We start from the raw sequence: 5806 nt of genomic DNA, 5'->3' as shown, positions 1-5806 counted from the left end.
ATGGCCTGTTCACAAGGCTCTGCGCAAAGATCTCAGCAGTGGCGGTATTGCAGTACACGAACTTCTTAAACAACAGAAATATTAACAGGTTGAAACATGCACTCGCTGTTTAAACCGCACAACGGGTAACCAATGTTAAATCCCAAATCAATAACATCAAGGGTAGAGCAAACGCTGAAAAGGAGACCATAAGAAAAATAATCCGCCTCTTAAAGATCTGGAAAAACACCAAATATAACTATCCAACTAAATCTTTTTTCCTTGAACTTATCACAATCAAAGCGTTTGACAATACAGAAATGTCCGGAAATCTTTGGGAAAAATTAAAAACGGTTTTAGAATATATCCGGGATAATGTAACTAAAGATAGTTTCACACTCAAAGACCCAGGTAATAGTTCTAATGATTTAGCGGACACACTAACTTCTTACGACAAACAACAGTTATCGGATGATATGAAAAATATGCTTGACAGAATAGAGGAAAATGACGAAAACATAAAAACATATTTCCCCGAAAATCCAAAGTTTAAAGAAGAAGATTCCAATAAAAACAGGTATGGTACTAATGGTGGTATGCCTGTTCCTCCACCGAAACTAAACTTTGGATAAGAGCAATGAGTGATAGAGTTAACGAAATTAACACGATAATAGAAAGCATCCCCAATGTGGAGCTTATCAAGCCATTTGAGCAAGGCAAGTTAGATATTGAGGGGTGTATTTCTGTTTTTGTTGAAGGATTGGAGCAGCCGTTGGAATTTGATGTTACAATTCATCCACAATACCCATTTAAAAGCCACGATACAGAAACCATTAAATTTTCTAATGGAGGACTATTGGAATATAAGCACGTTATGGGTAATGGCTCTATCTGTATTCATACAGCACATAGCCCCCTGTTATCGGAAAAATTGAGTTACGATATTGAATCAGTAAAGGCTTGGATAAAAAAATACTACATCGATAAAGACTCAGACACTCATTACGAACATTTAATCGTTCCTCAAAAGACTTTTAAGGACAGTCATTTTGCTTATTTTTTCAATGAAGTCGATTATGTTTTCAGCAAGAACCAATTTGGGCTTTTGGATTATTCAACAATCAGCAGCGGTGTTTTTTATACTGAAAAAATCAACTGCAATATTATACAAAGGTTCTACGACAGGAACAAGGAAGAGTTGGCTGATGTAAAGTGGAATTTTCAATTGAAATCTCTGCCTGCTAGTGTAGGGTTGTTCATTTTTCTAAAGGATTCTCCCTCAAAAAATCAGCGTTGGGTTTTTAAAAAATGGGAAGATTTTGAAGCATTGTTACCACAGGATTTCCTTAAATTTCTTCATTTGATCGAGACGATCCATTCAAAAGACAAAGGGAAGTGTCTGCCATTATTAGTTGGGTACGATATTTCCGAAACGGAAATCCATTGGCAGGTTGTCATGTTGGAAATTGGGGATTTTCCTATTTATGGAGAAAAAGTAAATCAGCAATGGCTGAGTATGTTGGACGGAGACAGGAAAATTAATTGGGGAATGACGAGAAATTGCTCCTATAAATATTTCTTTGGACGAGGGCGGTTAAATGATAAATTCACTAACGGTAAAATTTTAATCATTGGAATTGGAGCGATTGGAAGCACATTAGCTAAGACTTTGGTCAGATGCGGTTGCACAAAAGTTGATTTTATAGACTATGATGTAAAAGAGCCTGAAAACGTTTGCAGGTCTGAATATTCTTTCTGCACAGGGATAACCAATAAAACCAATGATTTGATAAACGAATTGTGTTTAATCTCTCCTTTTTTTGAACCGACAAATGGTGGTTACGATTACTCGGAAGCATTTGATTTCTTCATAAAATCTCATTTGACAGACACAACTATCAAATCAGAAATAGAAAAGCGTCTTAATGAGTATGATATAATTATTGATTGTTCAGCCGACAATGATTTGCTTTACGTTTTAAGCCAATTAAATATAAAATCATCACTTTTAAATATTTCAATATCAAATCACGCCAAGCAATTTGTATGTGCTGCCGAACAAAACAGATATGAATTTATTACTACGCAATTCAATGGAAATGTATTGCAGTTTGATATTGATGATTTGCATAATCCTACGGGCTGCTGGAGTCCGACATTCAAGGCTTCTTACAACGACATAAATGTTCTTGTGCAATTTGCTATAAAACATATCAATCTGAGATTAGAACAAGGCAAGGCGTTAAGAAACTTTGTTGTTGAAACCGATGATACGGATTGTTTTACCATTAACTTGAAAGAATTTTGATTTTAAGAATAGAGAATATAGGACTAAGCCTTGAAATTGGTGATGAGTTACTTAAAAAGCTCGTTGAAAAAGGCAAGAGCCAATATCCCCATGAGTTTGGCGGTTTCCTGGTTGGATATTATGCTGATGATAACAGACATTTACACATTACTGATATGATATTGCCTCAAAGTTTCAAGGCATCAAAATACTCCTATGAAAGAAGCACAAAAGGTATTGAAAAAAAACTTGGCAACTATTACAAAGAAACTCCTAAAAAGTTTTATGTCGGTGAATGGCACACGCATCCCGATAATAGCCCAATTCCAAGTATGACAGATATTACGGCAATAAACACTATTATAAATAACCAGAATGCTTGCATTGCCAACCCTGTCTTATTGATAATTGGGTATTCAAAAACACAGATTGCTTTTGGATTTTATGTTTGGTTTGAAAATAAACTATATAGATATGAATAATGTTGACTTAAAACAGTTGTTTAATGGCTTGCAGAAACAAATGTCGGCACAGCTTAACACAAATAGAGAATTTATTGAACATCCAGGCTCAAAAGGAGATGCTTTGGAAAATGCGTGGATTGAATGGTTGAGAAAATATTTGCCTAACCGATATTGTGTTGATAAAGCTATTGTAATAGACCACGAAGGCAATACAAGTCAACAAATGGATATTGTGATTTACGATAATTGGTTTACGCCATTCATTTTTAATCAGAACGGGTTTTATTACATACCTGCTGAGGGCGTGTATGCCATTTTTGAAGTAAAACCTGATATAAAAGGAAAAGTTGAAGATAAGACCTATATCGAATATGCAGGAGAAAAAATAGAGAGTGTAAGAGTATTAAAAAGAGAAGCTGCAAGTTTTATAAATGGCGGTGTCAAATACTCGCCTCGACCTTTGACAAAAATTGTTGGTGGTATTCTATGCAGCACCAATTCATTTACCCATCAAAACAATGACACCATAACAAAGCATCTGAAAGCACTAAACGATCTAAAAAGCATTGATTTAGGTTGTATCGCTGACTATGGAAGTTTTTACATTGATTATAATCCGAATCAAGAAATTACAATCGTTGGTCAAGATGCTTATTTGGAATTCTACGCTAACCGGAAATTCAATAAAATAAAGTTTAGCGATGAAAGCCATTCTTTTGTGACATTCTTTATGCAATTAACGAGATACTTGCAACAGGCAATAGGAACAATCCCTGCCATAAATCTAAATGCTTATTTGAAAAATATAGGTGAAGAAGTAGATGAACAGATATAATTATCGACTTGTAGAAAACATCATAAATTAAACCCGACTTCATTTTTGAGGATTTTTGGGTGACTTGGAGCATATTGAAAGGCCTAGAGGGTACTGGGAGGGTACTGGAAAAAATGGCACTTATGACGGATTCATAAGTGCCTGGTAATCAATTGGAGATTACCGGATTCGAGCCGGTGACCTCTTGCCTGCCAGGCAAGCGCCTTCCAAGTAGTTTGTCTCGTCCTAAAAAACTTTACAGATTTAACCATTAATCCTAAAAGAACTTTACAGGCATTTTTGGGTAATCCTGAAATTCCTTTACAAGATACTCAGTTTTCTTTTTATCCACAATATTCGGGTTCACTTTCACTAGGACGGTAATTTTTCTTGTATTTTTTCCATCTCTTTCTGATGTCGCCGGAATGCTGGTGTGCCGTTTCCGGTGTGAGGAAATCAACACTGGATTGGGGGCGCTGCTGGTTGTAGATCCGAACAATCTTACCGATGCTTTTTTGATGCATCTTTGTGGTTCTGATAAACCCTTTTTTGGGTAGAACTCGTTCTTTAAGATGCCGTTGACCCGTTCGGCCAGCGCATTGTCATACGGACTTCCACCTTGCGTCATGCTTATGGCAATACCGAAGCGTTCCAACTGGATGTTGATGCGGTCCAACAAGGACAGCTATCAACTACAAACTAAATCGGGCAATTTAAAGCCGCAAATACCGAAACAACACCTCCCTTTACTGTGACATTTGTTATGATTTTCAGCTTTTACAATTTAATTCTTATGCGATCTAAATTTCCAGGGTATTTCAAGCCAACCCAGAAACAAATCGAAACCACTTGGAACAATGCATTATTTGTCTTAGATACCAATATCCTACTAAATATCTATCGGTATTCCACTGATACCCAAGATGAAGTCCTGAAAATCCTCGAGAAAGCAAAAAGCAACCTTTTTATTCCTCATCACATTGCAAAAGAATTTCTCGAAAATCGACTCGATGTAATTGGCCAGCAAGCCTCGACGTACGAAAATGCTATAAAGAACCTAAATAATATTGTCGCAACGTTCGAATCCGAAAAGCAACATCCCTTCATTTCTAAGAAAAGTCTCTCTTCCCTTAAAAGCCTCATTGCAAAGGTTAATGAAGAACTAACCAACAACAAACAGCGCTTAAGTGACCACGCGAACGACGATCCGATTCTTCTTCGGATTTCATCAATCTGTGAAGGCAAAGTGGGGGAAGAGTTTACGGCGCAAGATCTTGACAAACATGCTAAAGAAGCTGAGAAAAGATATAGTCTATCTATACCTCCTGGATACAAGGATAAGGATAAATCAAAAGAAGGGAACCCTTATCGGCCATACGGAGACTATTTCATTTGGAAACAGGTACAGATAGCCGCTAAGACAACGAACAAAAATGTTCTCCTCGTCACCGACGATCAAAAAGAAGATTGGTGGACCACTTTTAGAGGCATGACTATCCATGCGAGACCGGAGTTGGTTAAGGAATTCATTGACGAGACCAACCAATCCATCCTGTTTTATCCGTCTGATCGCTTCTTTGAGCTGGCTGGTAAATTCTTTATGGGAAAAGTCACCAAGAGTGCTATTCGGGAAATCAGAGATGTTAGGAAAGAGAACGCGAACGTCAAAGAGTTTAATCATAGGTACCCGAATTTCATTTTAAACGAAAAAGCGAAACATCTACTCAGTGAAATAGCCCAGGTAAATGATAAAATAGCAATTATTAATCTTGACATCAATAAGATGGAGAAAAAACTTGGCGATGACGCGACTAATCACGCAGTCTATACGGTAAGACAAAACGAACTAAAAAGATTAAATCGAAAAGCCTTCTTTTTGCAAAGAAAACTGGACCTATTGAGAAAAAACCGAGAAGACGCTGACTTTGATGACAAATCCGTATTTATCGATTTCAAAGTAACGGATCCTTCAGATATCCAATTTAATGATAGAGGTCAAATGGGCCTTTTTTAAATAACAATTTTAATGTTTTAATTTTAAGGGAGACTCCTTATTTCACAGCTTCCAAAGCAAACGCATAAATTCTTCACATAAACAAGCCATATTGTGTTCGTTGACCCTATAAAACTTTATGGCTGTAATCGGTAAATAAGAATACACAACTTTTGGCAAATAAGAGTACACAATAATCGGCAACAATACCTACACAACTTCGGCAACAACTAGTGCAGAATGATTGCAGGCTGCTTCGGTGTTATTCA

Annotated in this window: 6 protein-coding genes; 5 read left to right on the top strand and 1 reads right to left on the bottom strand. The window is 36.7% G+C overall.

Translation table 11 applies throughout. The features are described 5' to 3' along the window. Positions 1–299: 299 nt before the first annotated feature. The 4 genes from ACFQRK_RS23735 to ACFQRK_RS23720 are packed head-to-tail and all read left to right on the top strand — an operon-like array spanning position 300 to position 3565. Positions 300–611, top strand: coding sequence for a hypothetical protein (locus ACFQRK_RS23735; protein WP_379010907.1), 312 nt, complete (start codon positions 300–302; stop codon positions 609–611). A gap of 5 nt (positions 612–616) precedes the next feature. Then, the gene (locus tag ACFQRK_RS23730) at positions 617–2287 is read left to right on the top strand and encodes a ThiF family adenylyltransferase (protein WP_379010906.1); all 1671 of its coding nucleotides are present in this window, start codon (positions 617–619) and stop codon (positions 2285–2287) included. Next, positions 2284–2748, top strand: a complete 465-nt coding sequence (locus ACFQRK_RS23725; RefSeq protein ID WP_379010905.1) for a Mov34/MPN/PAD-1 family protein — start codon at positions 2284–2286, stop codon at positions 2746–2748. Before ACFQRK_RS23730 ends, ACFQRK_RS23725 begins: the two co-directional genes overlap by 4 nt. Continuing rightward, positions 2741–3565, top strand: coding sequence for a DUF6602 domain-containing protein (locus tag ACFQRK_RS23720; protein ID WP_379010904.1), 825 nt, complete (start codon positions 2741–2743; stop codon positions 3563–3565). Before ACFQRK_RS23725 ends, ACFQRK_RS23720 begins: the two co-directional genes overlap by 8 nt. A 256-nt stretch (positions 3566–3821) precedes the next feature. Here ACFQRK_RS23720 and ACFQRK_RS23715 read toward each other — a convergent pair whose 3' ends face one another. Beyond that, a complete protein-coding gene (locus ACFQRK_RS23715) occupies positions 3822–4220 on the bottom strand; it encodes an integrase core domain-containing protein (RefSeq protein ID WP_379010903.1) in 399 nt (132 codons plus the stop codon). A 117-nt stretch (positions 4221–4337) separates the two neighbouring features. On the opposite strand from ACFQRK_RS23715, the gene ACFQRK_RS23710 reads away from it, so the two are divergent. Further along, entirely contained in the window at positions 4338–5558 is a 1221-nt protein-coding gene (locus ACFQRK_RS23710) for a PIN-like domain-containing protein (protein WP_379010901.1), read from the top strand. The last annotated feature ends 248 nt before the right edge of the window (positions 5559–5806 follow it).

Origin of the sequence: Parapedobacter sp. GCM10030251 (assembly GCF_042666505.1) — a bacterium.
Lineage (GTDB): Bacteria > Bacteroidota > Bacteroidia > Sphingobacteriales > Sphingobacteriaceae > Parapedobacter.
Note: the sequence above shows the minus strand (reverse complement) of the source record. Positions and strands in the feature narration are given on the sequence as shown.